The following is a 16,382-nucleotide window of genomic DNA, read 5'->3' on the forward strand; positions in this document are numbered from 1 at the left end:
TCGCGGTCGAGTCAAGGTGACCCGGATCACATCGATGTCGTGCATCCCCCCACCCCCAAGAAAGTGTCTTATATAAAAGGCTCTTCGCAGCTAAAAACCATTCCAAAAAGTGCAGTTTCCGACCAATTCCGCACTTCTACACTCGGGGTGTTTCTTGATACTCAGCCTCACGCGCCGCCGGCTCCGCAACGGCGGCGCCGTCGCCGTCATCACCGGCGCCCTGCTTGCCGCGACGCCCATGGTGGTACCCGCCCAGGCGGCCTCGCCCACCGTCTCCGCCAAGGGCGCCTTCCTGCTCGACTCCGGTACTGGCAAGACGCTTTACAGCAAGTCCTCGAACTACCGCCGCGAAATGGCGAGCACCACGAAGATCATGACGGCCGCGGTCGTGCTCTCCACCAAGAACCTCGACCTGAACCGCAAGGTCACCGTCAAAAAGGCCTACCCCGACTACGTCCAGCGCGTCGGCGGCTCCAGCGCCTACCTCTACGTCGGCGACAAACTCACCGTCAGGGGCATGCTCAACGCCATGATGGCCCCCTCCGGCTGCGACGCCGCCTACGCCCTCGCCGACACCTTCGGCAAGGGCTCCACCAGGACCGCGCGCAAAGCCGACTTCATCAAGAAGATGAACGCCAAGGCCCGCTCCCTCGGCCTCACCAACACCAAGTACGACTCCTTCGACGGCATCTCCGCCAAGGGCCAGAACTACACCACCCCCCGCGACCTCGCGAAGCTCACCCGCTACGCCATGAAGAAGTCCGTCTTCCGCAGCATCGTCAAGGCGCCCCAGGGCAAGGCCACCGCGACGGCCGCCAACGGCCGCACCCGCTGGTACACCTGGAACAACACCAACCTGCTGGTCCGCCCCAAGCCCGGTGGCTACGCCTACCCGGGCGCCATCGGCGTCAAGACCGGCACCGGCACCAAGGCAGGCAAGTGCCTGGTCTTCGCCGCCACCCGCAACGGCAAGACCGTCATCGGCGTCCTGCTGAACGACGAGGAGCGCTACACCGACTCCATGAAGCTGATGGACCGCTACCTCGGCAGCCCCAGCAAGTCGACCGGGTTGAGCAGCCGTACCGCTGCCAAGCCGATCGCGGACGTGCTCGACTGACGCACTGAAGCAGTGGCACCGAAGGGGGCCGTGGGCGCGCCGAGCGCTCCCACGGCCCCCTTCCCATGACCCCGGAGCCGCCCCGGTCGTTCCCCCAGAAGGACCTTTGTCGTCAGGGCATTTCAAACCACTGGGGTGTTGTTCCTTGAATCTCAGCCTCTCGCGCCGCGCCACCGTCCTGGCCGCCGCCCTGCTGTTCGTCTCCACACCGCTGGCCTCCGCAGCCCCCGCCGAGCCCCCTGAGATCAGCGCCCGGGGCGCGTTCCTGTCGGACCGCGACGGCCGCACCACGCTGTTCGAGAAGTCGGCCGACACCCGCCGCGAAATGGCGAGCACCACGAAGATCATGACGGCCGCGGTCGTGCTCTCCACCAAGAACCTCGACCTGAACCGCAAGGTCACCGTCAGCAAGGCCTACCCCGACTACGTCCAGCGCGTCGGCGGCTCCAGCGCCTACCTCTACGTCGGCGACAAACTCACCGTCAGGGGCGTGCTGGGCGCCATGATGGCCCCCTCCGGCTGCGACGCCGCCTACGCCCTCGCCGACACCTTCGGCAAGGGCTCCACCAGGACCGCGCGCAAAGCCGACTTCATCAAGAAGATGAACGCCAAGGCCCGCTCCCTCGGCCTCACCAACACCAAGTACGACTCCTTCGACGGCATCTCCGCCAAGGGCCAGAACTACACCACCCCCCGCGACCTCGCGAAGCTCACCCGCTACGCCATGGCCGACCGGACCTTCCGGGACATGGTAGGGGCGGTCGAGACCAAGACCACCGCGACAGCCGCCAACGGCCACACCCGCTGGTACACCTGGAAGAACACCAACCGTCTGCTGGGCTCCTACACCGGCGCCATCGGCGTCAAGACGGGCACCGGCACCAAGGCGGGCCCCTGCCTGGTCTTCGCCGCCACCCGCGACGGCAAGACCATCACCGGTGTGCTCCTCGGCTCGGCCACGTCCACCGGCAGGTACGCCGACGCCAAGAAGCTCTTGGACTACGGGTTCGGGCAACGCCCCGGCGAGGAACTGAACCTCCGGCTGCTGCCGCCGGGAGCGAACCGGGACTGACCCGGGCCGCCGCCCGCGCCGTGTGGACGGCGGCCGATCCGAATACCGCCGGCCTGTGCACCGGACGCACAGAGGTCCCCCGCCTTGAACCGGCGGGGGACCTCGGACGGGCACCGGCGGCCGGGCCGGGCGCCGCGGTCCGTCAGGACCAGGTGATCAGGCGCCTGGGGTGCTCCAGCACGGCTGCGATGTCCGCGAGGAACTTCGAGCCCAACTCGCCGTCGATCAGACGGTGGTCGAAGGACAGCGCCAAGGTGGTGACCTGACGCGGCTTCACCTTCCCCTTGTGGACCCACGGCTGCGCCTTGATGGCGCCGACCGCGAGGATCGCCGACTCACCCGGGTTGATGATGGGCGTACCGGTGTCGACGCCGAAGACACCCACGTTGGTGATGGTGAGGGTGCCGCCCTGCATGTCCGCCGGTGAGGTCTTGCCCTCACGGGCCGTGGCCACCAGGTCGGACAACGAGCCCGAGAGCTCCGGCAGGGTCTTGAGGTGCGCGTCCTTGATGTTCGGCACGATGAGACCGCGCGGGGTGGCTGCGGCGATCCCCAGGTTGACGTAGTGCTTGAGCACGATCTCCTGGTTCGCCTCGTCCCAGGAGGCGTTGACCTCCGGATTGCGGCGGACCGCGATCAGGACCGCCTTGGCGATGAGCAGCAGCGGGTTGACGCGCAGCCCCGCCATGTCGGGGTCCGCCTTCAGGTCCGCGACCAGCTTCATGGTCCGCGTCACGTCGAGGGTGATGAACTCGGTGACGTGCGGGGCGGTGAAGGCGGACCCGACCATCGCCTGGGCCGTCACCTTGCGTACGCCCTTGACCGGGATGCGGGTCTCCCGGTCACCCGCCGGCACGGGGGCGGGCAGGGCCTCGACGGCCGGGGCGGCCAGGACCGGCGCGGGGGCCACCGGTGCGGGAGCCGCAGCAGCGTGGACGTCCTCCCGCGTGATGATCCCGTCGGGACCGGTGGGGGTCACCGTCGCCAGGTCGATCCCCAGGTCCTTGGCCAGCTTGCGGACCGGCGGCTTGGCCAGCGGGCGGGAACCCTGGGCCGGCACGGTGGCCGCGACCGGGGCGGCCGGGGCGGCCGGGGCCTCACCGTGGCCGTTCAGCGGGGCCGCCGGCGCGGCGGTTGCCTTGCGGGGGCGCCGCTTGGTGGAGCCCTGGGACACCCCGTAGCCGACCAGGACCGGCTGACGGGCCGGCGCCTCCTCAGTAGCGGCAGGGGTGGGCGCGGCGGCGGGCGTGGGCACGGCGGCGGGCGCCGGTGCGGAACCACCCGAACCGGTCTCCACCGCGATGATCACCTGCCCCACGTCCACCGTGGTGCCCTCGGGGAAGCGCAACTCGTGCACGACTCCGTCGAAGGGGATGGGCAGTTCCACGGCCGCCTTCGCCGTCTCGACCTCGCAGACGACCTGGCCGTCGGTGACGGTGTCACCCGGCTGGACGTACCACTTGAGGATCTCGGCCTCGGTGAGGCCTTCGCCCACGTCCGGCATCTTGAATTCGCGGACCGTACCGCTCGCGGTGCTCGTCATCGTGGTCACGGACCTTTCCTCAGTACGCCAGCGAGCGGTCGACGGCGTCGAGCACGCGATCCAGGCCGGGCAGGTACTCGTCCTCAAGTCGCGCCGGCGGGTAGGGGGCGTGGAAACCGCCGACGCGCAACACCGGGGCCTCCAGGTGGTAGAAGCACCGCTCCGTGATGCGAGCGGCGATCTCCGCGCCCGTGCCGAGGAAGACCGGTGCCTCGTGGACGACGACCAGGCGCCCGGTCTTCTCCACCGAGGTCTGCAAGGTGTCGAAGTCGATCGGCGAGAGCGAGCGCAGGTCGACGACCTCCACCGACTTGCCCTCCTCCGCGGCGGCAGCCGCGGCCTCCAGAGCGACCTTCACCATGGGGCCGTAGGCGGCCAGAGTCAGATCAGAGCCTGCGAGCGCCACCTGCGCACGGTGCAGCGGCGCCGGAATGCCCTCGGTGTCGACCTCGGCCTTGTCCCAGTACCGACGCTTGGGCTCGAAGAAGATCACCGGGTCGTCGCTCAGGATGGCCTGCTGGAGCATCCAGTAGGCGTCCGAGGCGTTCGAGGGAGAGACCACCTTCAGGCCGGCCACGTGCGCGAAGAGCGCCTCGGGCGACTCGCTGTGGTGCTCCACCGCGCCGATGCCGCCCGCATAGGGGATGCGGATCACGATGGGAAGCTTGATCTTGCCCAGCGCGCGGGCGTGCATCTTCGCGAGCTGCGTGACGATCTGGTCGTACGCGGGGAAGACGAAACCGTCGAACTGGATCTCTGCCACGGGCCGGTACCCGCGCAGGGCCAGGCCGATCGCGGTGCCGATGATGCCCGACTCGGCGAGCGGGGTGTCGATGACCCGCTCCTCACCGAAGTCCTTCTGGAGCCCGTCGGTGATGCGGAAGACTCCGCCGAGCTTGCCCACGTCCTCGCCCATGATGAGGACCTTGGGGTCGGTCTCCAGAGCCTTGCGCAGCGACTCGTTGAGCGCCTTCGCGATCGACATCTTTTCCACGGCCATGGCTACTTGCCCTCCTCGGACGCGTCGGCGAAGGACGCCAGGTATTCAGCGAACTGCGCACGCTCCTCGTCGACCAGCGCGTGCCCGTCCGCGTAGACGTTCTCGAAGATCGCCATGGTGTCCGGGTCGGGCATGGCCCGCACGACCTCGCGGACCCGCTTGCCGAGGGCCTCGCTCTCGGACTCCAGGGACTCGAAGAACGCCTCGTCAGCGGCGCCCGAGGCGAGGAGGTGGGCCTTGAGCCGCAGGATCGGGTCCTTGGCCTCCCAGGCCTCACGCTCCTCGTCCCGCCGGTACTTCGTCGGGTCGTCCGAGGTGGTGTGGGCGCCCATGCGGTAGGTGAAGGCCTCCACCAGGGTGGGTCCTTCGCCGCTGCGGGCCCGCTCCAGCGCCCAGCGGGTCACCGCCAGGCAGGCCAGCACGTCATTGCCGTCCACCCGGACACCGGGGAAGCCGAAGCCCTGGGCGCGCTGGTAGAGCGGCACCCGGGTCTGGCGCTCGGTGGGCTCGGAGATGGCCCACTGGTTGTTCTGGCAGAAGAACACGACCGGGGCGTTGTAGACGGCCGAGAAGGTGAACGACTCGGCCACGTCGCCCTGGCTGGAGGCACCGTCACCGAAGTAGGCGATGACCGCGGAGTCCGCGCCGTCCTTGGTGACGCCCATGGCATAGCCGGTCGCGTGCAGCGTCTGCGAGCCGATGACGATCGTGTACAGGTGGAAGTTGTTGGTGTTGGGGTCCCAGCCGCCGTGGTTCACGCCGCGGAACATGCCCAACAGGTTGGTCGGGTCGACGCCACGGCACCAGGCCACGCCGTGCTCCCGGTAGGTCGGGAAGACGTAGTCGTCGTCGCGCAGCGCCCGACCGGAGCCGATCTGGGCGGCTTCCTGGCCGAGCAACGAGGCCCACAGGCCCAGCTCGCCCTGCCGCTGGAGCGACGTCGCCTCGCCGTCGAACCGGCGGGTGAGGACCATGTCGCGGTACAGCCCGCGCAGGTCTTCCTCGGTGAGGTCCGCGACGTAGGGCGCGAATTCCGCGGACACGGCGTCCTCGACGCGGGTCCCTTCGGGTGTCAACAGCTGTACGAGCTGCGGCTCGGCGCTCTGGGCGGCAGTCGCGGTCGCGGGCTGCTTCTTCGCGGCAGCGCCCGCCGCTCGCTTGGTGCCGCTGCTGCGTCGCGGCTTGCGCGCGGCAGTGCTCTCCACGGTCACGTGTGCTCCTCCGTCGGTCCGGCTCCCGGGGTGGCCGGAAACCAGTGCGGCTCGCCTGTATCCGTACCCGCGCACGGGGTGGGTGCGACTCGGCAAGGGAGACAGGCGTGACAGGTGCCCCAGCCGAGTTGCCCTGCGCGAAGCACGTTACCCAGTAGGCCGCACAACTGTGAAACCCTGTTTGACCTGGGGTTTTACTTGGAAATCCAAGTAAAACCAGGAAGTCGGGAACACCTACTGGTCACAGCCTTGCAGGGGGCCGGAACAACGGCACGTTATCCCGGTCACCAGCGGCAGGGAAGGGGTGAGTGTGTGAAACTGATTCCGTGCGCGAAGATGGAAAAATCACAGTATTCCTTCTAGATGACCACGAAGTGGTGCGTCGCGGTGTCTATGAGTTGCTCTCCAGCGAATCGGACATCGAAGTGGTGGGTGAGGCGGGCACGGCCGCGGACGCTCTGGTACGAATTCCGGCCACTCGTCCCGACGTGGCCGTGCTCGATGTGCGGCTCCCGGACGGCAGCGGGGTCGAGGTGTGCCGCGAGGTCCGCTCCCAGGACGAGTCGATCAAATGCCTGATGTTGACCTCGTTCGCCGACGACGAGGCGCTCTTCGACGCGATCATGGCAGGGGCCTCGGGGTACGTGCTCAAGGCGATCCGGGGAAACGAGCTGCTCAACGCGGTGCGCGAGGTCGCGGCGGGCAAGTCACTGCTGGACCCGGTCGCCACCGGGCGGGTGCTACAGCGCCTGCGGGACGGCAAGGGCGGCCGGGGGGACGCGAAGCTGGCCAATCTGACGGAGCAGGAGCGGCGCATCCTCGATCTCATCGGGGAGGGTCTGACGAACCGCGCGATCGGCGAGCGGCTGCATCTGGCCGAAAAGACGATCAAGAACTACGTCTCCAGCCTGCTCGCGAAGCTCGGCATGGAGCGGCGCTCGCAGGCCGCCGCCTACGTGGCCCGCCTCCAGGCCGAGAGTCGTTGAATTTGAGCCAGAAATGGCTGTATTCATCTAGTAAAGAGAGGTCACTCGGGACCTAAGACCTTGATCATCAGGGCCGGGGGCTCTTTTACTTACGCCGTCATTACCGCAGAGTGGTCGGCATGTCCCCTGATGAGCTCCGCGCCATCGAGCTGCTCCGCCGTGTGCCTTACGGCCGAGTGGCCACCAGCATGCGCGCGCTGCCCTTCCTGGCCGCCGCCCGCCACATCGTGGTGGACGGGCGCGTCGTGCTGCGGATGCACGCCGGCTTCGGCTACCACCGGGCCTGTCACGGCAGCGTGGTCGCCTACGGCGCGGACAACCTCAACTCCGGCGAGCGGGACCTGTGGTCCGTGCAGTTCACCGGGACGGCGGAAATGATCGAGCCGGCCACCGCCGACCTGGAACTGTTCGGTCCCACCCCGTGCTCCGCCGACGGCGACCTCTTCGATCCCGTCTACCTGCGAATCGACCCGCAGTTCGCCACCGTGCACACGCTCAGCCGTTGGGAAACGCCGGAGGCGGCGCCGCAGCGCCGCCTCCAACACCAACGGTGACCGCACCCCGCCCGGGGCGGGCGGCCCGTGCTAGGGAGTGGTGCCGCTGCCTCCGGCGTCCGCTCCGCCGTTCGCGTCCCCAGCCGAGCCCGCGGAGCCCCCGCCGTCCGCTCCGCCGTCCGGCGGCGTCGGCTTCTGCGTGGGTGGCGTCGGCTCCTGGGTGGGCTCCTGGGTGGGATCAGTCGGCGGGTCCGTCGGCTCCTGGGTGGGATCGGTCGGGTCCGTCGTGGGCTGCGTCGGATCAGTGGTCGGCGGGTACTTCGTGGGCTTCGGGTTCGGCGTCCACCCGGAGTTCCCGCTCGTCGAGGTCTGTTCCCGCTCCCGGGTCTTCGCAGAGGGTGAAGGAGTGGGGCTCGGGGCACCCGACTCGGCCTGCGGGCTCTCGATCTGGGTATTGCCACCGGTGGTACCCGTGTTACCGCTGGTGTCCGGCTGCCCCGTCCGGTCGAGCGCGTAGGTGATCCCGCCGGCGATCGCGACCATCGCCACCACGGCGAACAGCCACATCTTCCAGCGACCGCCACCACTGGGCGCACCTTCGTGGTAGCCCCCGCCACCGCCCGCGAAACCACCGTCCTCCGGGTTCATCGGCGGCACCATGGGCGGCCCGAACTGCGAGGTGGCGTGTCCCGGGTACTGCGGCTGCGGACCCGTCGCCACGCCCATCACGGCGGTGCGGTGCGGCAGGTGCATGGTGGCCGGCCCGGTGTTCCAGGTACCGGTGTGGCCTCCCTGCTCCTGGAGCATCTGCAGTGCGTACTGGATGATCCCGCGCATCTCCTCGGCGCTCTGGAACCGGTCGTCGGCGTCCTTCGCCAACGCCCGCATCACGAGGCCGTCGAGCTCGGCGGGCAGGCCCGGGGCCATCTGCGACGGCGGCACGGGCGCGTCCTGAACATGCTGGTAGACCACCGACAGGGGGGTCTCGCCGGTGAAGGGCGGCCGGCCGGTGAGGAGCTCGTAGAGCAGGCAGCCGGTGGCGTACAGGTCGCTGCGGTGGTCCACGGCCTTGCCAAGGGCCTGCTCGGGGGAGAGGTACTGCGGGGTACCCATGACCATGCCGGTCTGCGTCATCGTCGACTGCACACTGTGCAGGGCGCGGGCGATGCCGAAGTCCATCACCTTCACCGCGCCGGTGTGCGTGATGATCACATTGGCGGGCTTGATGTCGCGGTGCACGATGCCGTGCTGATGGGAGTAGGCGAGCGCCTCCAACACACCGGAGACGATGATCAACGCCTGGTCCGGACCCGGCGGCTCCGCGCTGATCAGCAGATCCCGGATGGTGCGGCCCTCGACCAGCTCCATCACGATGTACGGCACCGTGTTGGGGCCGACACGGTCCTCACCCGAGTCGTAGACGGCCACCACGGCGTGGTGGTTCAGGCCGGCCACGGACTGCGCCTCACGCGTGAAGCGCATCTTGGAGACGGGGTCCTCGGCGAGGTCGGAGCGCAGCAGCTTCACGGCGACGGTCCGGCCGAGCCGGACGTCCTCCGCGGCGAACACCTCCGCCATGCCGCCGCGACCCAGCCGATGGGTCAGGCGGTAGCGGCCGTCGCCTACGAGACCGCCGTCACCCCACTGCTCTACGGATTCTGCTGCGGGCTGCTGCGGCTCGGCCGGGCCGTGCTCGGGACGGTCAGCCATCCCCGCGCCGTCTGCCTCGGGTTCGGGTGCCATCAGTCCTCGCCGTCGTGATCTGGCCGCAACGCTAGCGGTGGGTCATGTGCAGTCTGCTCCGACGAACGCTACAGCCTCCGGGGCCCGTACCCGTCAGGGATGAGCGGCCCAGGCGCGTACCCACGGCACCCTCCTCGCCCTCCGGTGACACCTTGCGTTCGCTCCGGTACCACTGCGACCCGGCACGATCGGCGGATCGTCCGCGTACGGCCCGATATGCCAACAGCCCGTGCCGCGGCGGGCGAGACCCGCCCACGCCGCGGCCTCCCCGGGGCCTTGTTACCGACGCGTGCCAGAACGCCCCGGCCGCCCACGTCGTCCGGCGGCGCGTTTACCGGCCGCGTGGGCCTGGGGCAGACTGTGCGCGTCCAGCCGCAGCCCGAGGGAGTAGCACGCACATGAGCCAGGACGGCGCGCGGGGCCAGCACACCGGTGGTTCGCTCGCCGGTGGCCGCTACCAGCTGCGAGAACTGCTGGGGGAGGGCGGCATGGCGTCCGTTTACCTCGCGTATGACGCGGCGCTCGACCGGCAGGTCGCCATCAAGACCCTGCACAGCCAACTGGGGCAGGAGGCGTCCTTCCGCGAGCGTTTCCGCCGCGAGGCCCAAGCTGTTGCCAAACTGTCGCACACCAACATCGTGTCGGTGTTCGACACCGGCGAGGAGTCGGTCTCCACGGCCGCGGGCAACGGCGGCCTGCCGATGCCGTACATCGTCATGGAGTTCGTTCGGGGCCGCTCCCTCGGAGCGGCGCTCCAGGAGGACGTGGCCCGGTACGGCGCGATGCCGGCGGAACGGGCGCTGAAAGTGACCGCTGACGTGCTGGCCGCCCTGGAAGCCAGCCATGAGGTGGGGCTGGTCCACCGGGACATCAAGCCCGGAAACGTGATGATCACCGATCGAGGTCTGGTCAAGGTGATGGACTTCGGCATCGCCCGTGCGATGCAGTCCGGGGTCACCTCCATGACCCAGACCGGCATGGTGGTGGGCACTCCGCATTACCTCTCCCCCGAGCAGGCCCTCGGCAGGGCCGTGGACGCGCGTTCCGACCTGTACTCGGTGGGGATCATGCTCTTCCAGCTTCTGACCGGGCGGTTGCCCTTCGACGCGGATTCGCCGCTCGCCATCGCCTACGCACATGTCCAGGAAGAGCCGCCGCCGCCGTCCTCGATGAATCGCGCGCTGCCGCCTGCCGTCGACGCGCTGGTCGCCCGGGCGCTGAAGAAGAACCCGAACGAGCGCTTCCCGTCGGCCGCGACCATGCTCGACGCCTGTGCCCGAGCCGCCTCCGCCGGCACCCACCGGGCTCCGGTGATCGTCGAGAGCGGGCCCGCGAACAGTGGTGCGGGGCTCGGCGCAGCCGTCTTCCCACCGCTCGGCTCGGCCACTCCCGCCCCACCGCCGCCACAGCCCCAGCAGCCATACGGGGCAGCGGGACCGGTTGCTCAGGGCCCGATGCAGCCGCGTGCTCCCCTTTCCATGGGCCCACAGCCCTCCTACGGCTACCCGCAGCAGAGCTACCCGACGCCACCCTCCGCCGGATACGGCCAGTCGACGGGCAACCCGCCCGCCGGTGGCTCCGGGGCCTCGGGCGGGCGTCGGAGCACCCCGGCGCTCCTCGCCCTCGGCGCGGTCCTGCTGGCCGTCGGCGGCCTCACCACTGTGGCCCTGGTGCGTGGCTGGGGTGGCAGCGACTCCCCGGGCGGAACCGGGGACCGGACTGCCTCCGCCCCGGCCCAGGCGGGTCACCGCGGCCCCGACCGGTCCCGGACCATCGACCCCACCGCGTGCAGTGAGCCGGGGGAGTCCTACAACGACCCGGACAAGGTCCGGGTGCCGGACTTCCGTTACAAGGACCTGCGGTCGGTGAAGGAGTGCTTCCAGGAGGCCGGCTGGAAGCTGACCGAGGAACCCAAGGACGAGGCCGTCTACGGGGAGGACACGGTCATCAACCAGTGGCCCGCCGCCGGGACCGACATCTACCCGCAGGACGCGGAAATCACCCTTGAGGTTTCCACCGGCGACCCGGAGTAGGAACCGTCCGCAGGGCGGTGACCGGAAGGGTCCGCCGGAGGTCTCGCGGAGTCCGATGAACCGTTCCAGCCACCGCACCCACCGCCCGACTCGCCCTCCTCCCGTATCGACACCCACCCCGAGATGCCGCTTTTGTGCTGTTATGTGACGCTGGGCCCGTGACTCTACTGCGGTGGGCTGCCGGGGCGGTTCTCGCCTTCGGCGTGCTGCTTCCCGCAGTGCCCGCCCCCGCACAGCCGGCACCACCCACAACGCCCCTCGCCGTCCGGTCCATGGACGGGGAGGAACTCGCAGGCAGCCTCGCCGGGCAGGGGCGAGCGCACCCGGGCCGCCCACTGGACCTGTCGGACGCACTGCCGGAGCTGCTCCCACAAGGCCCAGCCAAGGAGCCGCACACCCCACCCCGACGCCCAGCAGAAGTGGACTCGGGGCTGCGACCCCACTCAGAAGCGGGGCTCGACCCCGACGGGCAACCGCAGGGAACGCTCGAAGCGGAACCGGAGCCCACACCGCCAGGTCCACCCGTCCCCGCGAAGGCGGAGCCGCAGAACCCACCACCGGGCAGCTACGACCCCCGAGGCGCGACCTCCCGCGCCACCGCGCTGGGGGTGAATGTCCTACCCCTGGGCGCCGGATTGGCCCTGATGGGACTGGGCCTAGGCTCTCTGGCCCTGCGGCTGCGCCGGCTCTGAGCCCGACCGCGTACCGCCCCACCCCCCGACAGGCCCACACCGTCAGCAGGTTGCCTTGATCGACATACTCGGTATACATACTGAGTATGTCGATCCGCCACGGGCTCCTCGCCCTTCTGGACCAAGGCCCCCGGTACGGCTCCCAACTACGTACCGAGTTCGAAGCCCGCACCGGCTCCACCTGGCCACTCAACGTCGGGCAGGTCTACACCACGCTCGCTCGACTGGAGCGCGACCAACTGGTCGCCCCTGGCGGCGAGGACGCCGCCGGCCACACCCTCTACGCCATCACCGAATCCGGGCGCCAAGAACTGCGCCAGTGGTACGAGCGCCCGGTGGAACGCTCCAACCCGCCCAGGGACGAGTTGGCGATCAAGCTCGCGATGGCCGTGAGCACCCCCGAGGTCGACGTCCGAGCCGTCATCCAGGCCCAACGCCACGCCACCGTCAAAGCCATGCAGGACTACACCCGGCTCAAGGCCCGCGCCTTGGCCACCATAGAGTCCGCGAGCTCACACGAACGCGACGACGTGGCCTGGCTCCTCGTACTCGAACAGCTGATCTTCCAGACCGAGGCCGAGGCCCGCTGGCTGGACCACTGCGAGTCCCGGTTGACCCGGCTCTCCGTCCTGGCCGGGCGGAAGGCGAGCACCGCTCCCCTACCACGCCCAGCACCACAGCCCGCGCCCCACCCCTCCCACACCCGGCCCTGACCAGCCACCGCCCCATCCGCTGCGCCCGACATCCACGCACCACACCGAATCCCGACGTACGCCCAAGCCCCCGCGGCGGCGCGTGACGTCCCAGGGGGGACCCAGCCATGCCCGAACCCACCCGAACACGCCCCGCGGCCCCGTCGCCCACCTCGAAGGAGGAGCAGGACCGTCCCGTACTCCAACTACGCGAAGTGACCCGCGTCCACGGCGCCGGCGCCACCGAAGTACTGGCCCTGCGCGGCATCGACCTGACCGTCCACCCAGGCGAACTCATCGCCGTCATGGGCCCTTCAGGTTCCGGCAAATCCACCCTGCTGACCCTCGCGGGCGGCCTGGACACCCCCAGCTCCGGGCACGTGCTCGTGGAAGGCACCGACCTCACGACCGCCAGCCGCAAGGAGCTCGCCGCACTCCGACGGCGGAGCATCGGTTACGTCTTCCAGGACTACAACCTGATCCCGGCGCTGACCGCGGCCGAGAACGTGGCGCTCCCGCTGGAACTCGACGGCACCTCCACCCGCAAGGCCCGGGCCCGTGCGCTGGAGGCCCTGGACGAGATGGGCCTGCCGCAGATCGCGAACCGGTTCCCCGACGAAATGTCAGGCGGCCAGCAGCAGCGGGTGGCCATCGCCCGCGCCCTGGTCGGAGACCGGCGGCTGGTTCTCGCGGACGAGCCCACCGGCGCCCTGGACTCCGAGACCGGAGATTGCGTGCTGGCCCTGCTCAGGGCCCGCTGCGACGCCGGTGCGGCGGGCGTCCTCGTCACTCACGAACCGCGCTTCGCAGCCTGGGCGGACCGGGTGGTGTTCCTGCGCGACGGTGCCGTGGTCGACGAGACCCTGCGCAGTGCCGCCGACTCCCTGCTGTCCGGGCGGGTGGCCGGCCAGTGAGGTCCCGCTACCACTCATGGATCGCGGCGATCCGCATAGCCCGTCGCGAAGCCTGGCGCTCCAAGGGCCGCAGCGCCCTGGTGCTGTCGATGATCGCCCTCCCCATCCTCGGTGTCAGCGCCACCGACCTGACCCTGCGCAGCGCCGAACCGTCCGCCGAGCAGAAGCTGACGCGCGCACTCGGCGCCGCCGACGCCCGTGTGCAGGACGCTGCCACCGGCGGCGCCCCGATCTACCAGACCCCCTCGAACATCGACTACCAGCAGGCGGACCCGCCCAAGGACGGGTCGGGGCCATCGGGCCCCGGTGACCTGCTCGGCGCCGTTCCCGAAGGCGCCACGGTGCTGCGGGAGTCCCGGGGGGAGGACAGGATCCGCACTCGGCACGGCCTGTTGCGCACGGCCCTGCGCGAGTTGGACGCCGGCCACCCGATCGCCAGGGGCCTGATCACGCTCGATCGGGGGCGCCTGCCGTCCAAGACCGGCGAACTCGCCGCAAGCACAAGGTTCCTGACGGAGTCCGGGCTCTTCCTCGGCTCCACGGTCCGGGCCCGCGACCTCGACGCCCCCTACCGGATCGTCGGCGTCTACGAAAACCCCGGTGACCTGAGGGCCACGGAACTCCTGGCGACACCCGGCGACCTCCTCGCCCCCCTCGCCGAGGCCCAGAAGGCTGCGGGGCAGCATTCCTCCACCATCGAGACCACCCTGTTGGTGCGGGTGGCCGGTGAAGACGGTTTCACGTGGAACATGGTCCGCCAGGCGAACGCCAAGGGCGTGCGGGTCACCTCCCGAGCGGTGGCCCTCGCGCCTCCCGCGGACGCGGAGGTCCCGCTCCACCAGATCCGCCACGGAAACAGCGCAGGGGACGGCGAGACCGACCGGTCAGCCATGTACACCGTGGCCGCCACCGCGGCGGGTCTGGCCATGTTGGAGATCTGCCTGCTGGCCGGTCCGGCGTTCGCCGTCGGCGCCCGTCGCTCCCGGCGCCAACTGGGTCTGGTCGGCGCCAACGGCGGAGACCGCCACCACATCCGGGCGATCGTGCTCGCCGGCGGCCTGGTCATCGGGGTGGCCGCCGCCGTCATCGGGACCGTCCTCGGAGTCCTCCTGACGCTCGCCCTGCAACCCCTCCTGGAGCAACAGGTCGGTCGACGGTTCGCCAGCTTCGACGTCCGCCCCCTTGAGCTCCTGTCCATCGCGCTGCTGGCTGTCCTGACCGGCCTGCTCGCCGCCGCCGTCCCCGCCTTCACCGCCTCCCGGCAGACCGTACTCACCTCCCTCACCGGCCGAAACCGCGGCATCCGCCACGCCAACCGGGCTCTGCCCGCCATCGGTCTGATCGCCCTGGGCGCGGGTGCAGCCGTCGCCCTACACGGAGCGGTCGGGGAGAACAGCTACATGATCGTCGCGGCCGGCAGCGCTCTGGCCGAGCTCGGCATCGTGGCCCTGACGCCGACCCTGGTGGGGCTCTTCGGACGCGCCGGCCGCTGGCTCCCGCTGTCCCCGAGGCTGGCCCTGCGCGACGCCGTCCGCAACCGCGGACGCACCGCCCCGGCCGTCGCCGCCGTACTCGCCGCCGTCGCCGGCACCGTGGCCGTCGCCACCTACGACGCCAGCCGGGAGAGCCAGAACCGCGCCGAGTACCACGCACAGCTGCCCGCGGGGAGCGGCAGCCTGAGCAACCCGGACGCGGACGGATTCCGCGACGTACCGGAGGGTCGCCGGGTGCTGACCGACAACCTGCCCCTGGCCGTCCGCGCGGACGTCGCCCGCATCGCCGTGGGCAACCCCGGCTGTGAACCCTGGTCCGAGACCGCCGGCTGCGGCAGCGTGGGCAGGGTCAAACCACCCGAACAGGACTGCCCGCTGTGGACGGAGTCCTCCGAGGACCTCTCGCCCACCGCACGCCGCCGGCTCAGCGCCGACTGGCGCTGCCAGGAGCGCGGCTTTCGCATGCAGTGGGACATCCTGGTCGCCGACGAGAAGCTGCTGAGCGTCCTCGACATCGAGGACCCGGCAGCCACCGAGGCGCTCCGCACGGGACGCGCCGTGTCCTTCGACCGTGTCTACGTCAAGGACGGCAAGACCGAGCTCAACCTGAGCGTTCGGGCGAGCTCGGGCGAGCTCGGAGCGCCCACCCTCAAGACCCTCCCGACCTACCAGGTCGAGGACTTCGTCGACAGCTACGGGCTGGGCCTGATCATCCCGCCGTCCGCAGCACGCGCAGCGGGGCTGTCCACCGTCCCAGTGGGCACCTACTTCACCACCGACGGCAAGCCCAGCAGTGCACAGCTCCAGCACCTGGACGCCGCCCTCGGTGAGCTGGCCACCAGCACCGACATCTACCTCGAAGAGGGCTACCGGAGCAGGTCCACACTGGCACTACTGGCACTGACCCTCTTCGCGGGGATCGTCACCGTCGGCGCGGCCGGCCTGGCCACCGGCCTCGCCCAGGCCGATGCGGAGACCGATCTGAAGACCTTGGCCGCGATCGGCGCCCCGCCACGGGTCCGCAGGGTCCTCAGCGGATTCCAGTGCGCCGTGGTCGCCGCCATGGGGGTGGTCCTCGGCTCGGTGGCCGGCATCCTGCCAGCGGTCGCACTGCGCTGGACCGAACGCCGTGAGCAGGCGGAAAGCCACCGGCAGGCCGTCATCGACGGCTGGGACTCCGTCCTGGGCGAGCCCTTCGTTCCGGTCGTGGTGCCCTGGGCCGTCCTCGCGGCACTACTGGTGGTCGTACCGCTGAGCGCGGCATTGCTGGCCGCCCTGGTCACCCGCTCCTCCCCGGCCCTCACCCGGCGCGACGCCGGCTGACCGCGAGCGATTCGCACCCCCGTACAGGGTGGATCACCCCTGTACGGGGGCACACCGTGGGGTGATGCA

General features: G+C 70.1%; 13 protein-coding genes. 9 read left to right on the plus strand and 4 right to left on the minus strand.

What is annotated here, in order from left to right:
- The first annotated feature begins 154 nt into the window (after positions 1-154).
- Both ACFYMC_RS14990 and ACFYMC_RS14995 read left to right on the plus strand, forming a co-directional pair.
- Complete coding sequence (locus ACFYMC_RS14990; protein WP_388524186.1) at positions 155-1,117, plus strand: D-alanyl-D-alanine carboxypeptidase family protein; 963 nt, start codon at positions 155-157, stop codon at positions 1,115-1,117.
- A 145-nt stretch (positions 1,118-1,262) separates the two neighbouring features.
- Positions 1,263-2,189 (plus strand): D-alanyl-D-alanine carboxypeptidase family protein, encoded by a 927-nt coding sequence (locus tag ACFYMC_RS14995; RefSeq protein WP_388524189.1) that lies wholly within the window; start codon positions 1,263-1,265, stop codon positions 2,187-2,189.
- Positions 2,190-2,331: 142 nt separating this feature from the next.
- Here the strand turns inward: ACFYMC_RS14995 and ACFYMC_RS15000 are convergent, their stop codons facing one another.
- Genes ACFYMC_RS15000 through pdhA form a run of 3 tightly spaced genes read right to left on the minus strand, consistent with a single transcriptional unit; the run spans position 2,332 to position 5,943 of the window.
- A complete protein-coding gene (locus tag ACFYMC_RS15000) occupies positions 2,332-3,732 on the minus strand; it encodes a dihydrolipoamide acetyltransferase family protein (RefSeq protein ID WP_388524408.1) in 1,401 nt (466 codons plus the stop codon).
- A 19-nt stretch (positions 3,733-3,751) separates the two neighbouring features.
- The gene (locus ACFYMC_RS15005) at positions 3,752-4,732 is read right to left on the minus strand and encodes an alpha-ketoacid dehydrogenase subunit beta (RefSeq protein ID WP_388524192.1); all 981 of its coding nucleotides are present in this window, start codon (positions 4,730-4,732) and stop codon (positions 3,752-3,754) included.
- 2 nt (positions 4,733-4,734) lie between these two features.
- Complete coding sequence (pdhA, locus tag ACFYMC_RS15010; protein WP_388524195.1) at positions 4,735-5,943, minus strand: pyruvate dehydrogenase (acetyl-transferring) E1 component subunit alpha; 1,209 nt, start codon at positions 5,941-5,943, stop codon at positions 4,735-4,737.
- Between the two features lie 326 nt (positions 5,944-6,269).
- On the opposite strand from pdhA, the gene ACFYMC_RS15015 reads away from it, so the two are divergent.
- Both ACFYMC_RS15015 and ACFYMC_RS15020 read left to right on the plus strand, forming a co-directional pair.
- Positions 6,270-6,929: a response regulator gene (locus ACFYMC_RS15015; RefSeq protein WP_388524198.1), complete on the plus strand. Its 660-nt coding sequence runs from the start codon at positions 6,270-6,272 to the stop codon at positions 6,927-6,929.
- 119 nt (positions 6,930-7,048) lie between these two features.
- Positions 7,049-7,483, plus strand: coding sequence for a pyridoxamine 5'-phosphate oxidase family protein (locus tag ACFYMC_RS15020; RefSeq protein ID WP_388524200.1), 435 nt, complete (start codon positions 7,049-7,051; stop codon positions 7,481-7,483).
- 30 nt (positions 7,484-7,513) lie between these two features.
- On the opposite strand, the gene ACFYMC_RS15025 is transcribed toward ACFYMC_RS15020, so the two are convergent.
- A complete protein-coding gene (locus ACFYMC_RS15025; protein ID WP_388524203.1) occupies positions 7,514-9,166 on the minus strand; it encodes a protein kinase in 1,653 nt (550 codons plus the stop codon).
- 398 nt (positions 9,167-9,564) lie between these two features.
- Here ACFYMC_RS15025 and ACFYMC_RS15030 point away from each other — a divergent pair, with 398 nt between their 5' ends.
- The 5 genes from ACFYMC_RS15030 (at position 9,565) to ACFYMC_RS15050 (ending at position 16,313) form a co-directional block, all read left to right on the plus strand.
- Positions 9,565-11,199 carry a protein kinase gene (locus ACFYMC_RS15030; protein WP_388524206.1) on the plus strand — a complete coding sequence of 545 codons (1,635 nt, stop codon included), beginning with the start codon at positions 9,565-9,567 and terminating at the stop codon, positions 11,197-11,199.
- A gap of 158 nt (positions 11,200-11,357) precedes the next feature.
- Positions 11,358-11,891, plus strand: coding sequence for a hypothetical protein (locus ACFYMC_RS15035; protein ID WP_388524209.1), 534 nt, complete (start codon positions 11,358-11,360; stop codon positions 11,889-11,891).
- 86 nt (positions 11,892-11,977) lie between these two features.
- Positions 11,978-12,604 carry a PadR family transcriptional regulator gene (locus ACFYMC_RS15040; RefSeq protein ID WP_388524210.1) on the plus strand — a complete coding sequence of 209 codons (627 nt, stop codon included), beginning with the start codon at positions 11,978-11,980 and terminating at the stop codon, positions 12,602-12,604.
- Between the two features lie 107 nt (positions 12,605-12,711).
- Entirely contained in the window at positions 12,712-13,497 is a 786-nt protein-coding gene (locus ACFYMC_RS15045; protein ID WP_388524213.1) for an ABC transporter ATP-binding protein, read from the plus strand.
- Positions 13,494-16,313 (plus strand): FtsX-like permease family protein, encoded by a 2,820-nt coding sequence (locus tag ACFYMC_RS15050; protein WP_388524215.1) that lies wholly within the window; start codon positions 13,494-13,496, stop codon positions 16,311-16,313. The genes ACFYMC_RS15045 and ACFYMC_RS15050 overlap by 4 nt, the downstream gene beginning before the upstream one ends.
- The last annotated feature ends 69 nt before the right edge of the window (positions 16,314-16,382 follow it).

The sequence above is a fragment of the Streptomyces sp. NPDC006879 genome (assembly GCF_042869595.1).
Taxonomy (GTDB): domain Bacteria; phylum Actinomycetota; class Actinomycetes; order Streptomycetales; family Streptomycetaceae; genus Streptomyces.